This window comes from Rhodopirellula sp. UBA1907, from assembly GCF_002337565.1.
In the GTDB taxonomy this organism is placed as follows: Bacteria; Planctomycetota; Planctomycetia; order Pirellulales; family Pirellulaceae; genus Rhodopirellula; species Rhodopirellula europaea.
In genome coordinates this window covers 1-1060 of the sequence record NZ_DDGH01000064.1, presented here as the reverse complement: position 1 = coordinate 1060, position 1060 = coordinate 1, and the positions used below count along the sequence as shown (strand labels likewise).

Here is a 1060-nt window from a genome sequence, read left to right as displayed (position 1 = left end):
CCCGCCACTGGCTGGTAGTGAATGGGTCAACGGCGATTCCGAGCGTCTGATCAAACTCACGCTGCACGGCATCTGGGGAAAAATTCGCGTTCGCGGCAAGGTCTTTGAACCGACCCAAGGCGTGCCCCCGATGACCGCGATCGGGAACATGTTCTCCGATGCAGAAATCGCCGCCGCATTGACGTACGTCCGAAACAGCTGGGGCAATGACGCCAGCGAAATCAAACCGGACGAAGTCAAACGCATCCGTGCCGCGACCGAAGATCGCCAACGCTTCTACAGCCCCGAAGAACTGATCGAGATGCATCCGTTCCCCGAAGGCAGTCGTCCCGAGATGGTGGAAGACGAACCCGCCACCAACCAGCTCGAAAACGAACTCCTCGCGGAATCACTCAGCGATCTGGTTCGTGACGCAACTGAAAAAGGCGACGCCATTCGAGGCGCCGGCTACTTCTATGGTTCCAAGACCGCTTGTGCGACGTGCCACGATGTCAGCGAAGGCTACCAGCTTGGCCCTCAACTCACCAAATCTCGTGAGGACATCACGCACGAGCACTTGCTCGAGTCCATCCTAAAACCGTCCGAGAAGATACTGGAAGGCTACCAAACCGTGAACGTGATCACGGTCGACGGTGCCATCCTGTCGGGCTTCTTGGTCGAAGAAACGGACAACAAGATCACGCTCAGCATCGCAGCCGATCAGGGCAAACCCCGCACCATTCCAATCGATGATGTGGAAGACGTACTCGAGTCACAAAGCTCGACCATGCCGCCTGGACTCGTCAACATGCTGAAGGATCGACAAGAGTTCTTGGACCTCGCCAAGTTCATCTTCGAAGTCAACGAAGGCGGCACGAAGAAGCTGAACCAGTTGAAGAAGAAAGCGAAGATCAAAAACTGATTCAGAAGGAAGCTCGCTTTCGAAAGTCACGGTTCTCGCCCCGCGTCGAGGTGGGGCAGTTTTTAAATGCAGTGTTGCCGAGCGTTTATCATCACCCTCTCTTTGGGAGGGTCGAAAAATAGATAGTGGCTGACAGCTGGGTTTCGCCCCGGATGGGGC

1 pseudogene is annotated in these 1060 nt (G+C 55.8%); it reads left to right on the top strand.

The window, feature by feature from the left end:
- Positions 1-901 (top strand): annotated as a pseudogene (locus B2R17_RS13870) (membrane-bound dehydrogenase); the annotation flags it as partial.
- Positions 902-1060: the final 159 nt, after the last annotated feature.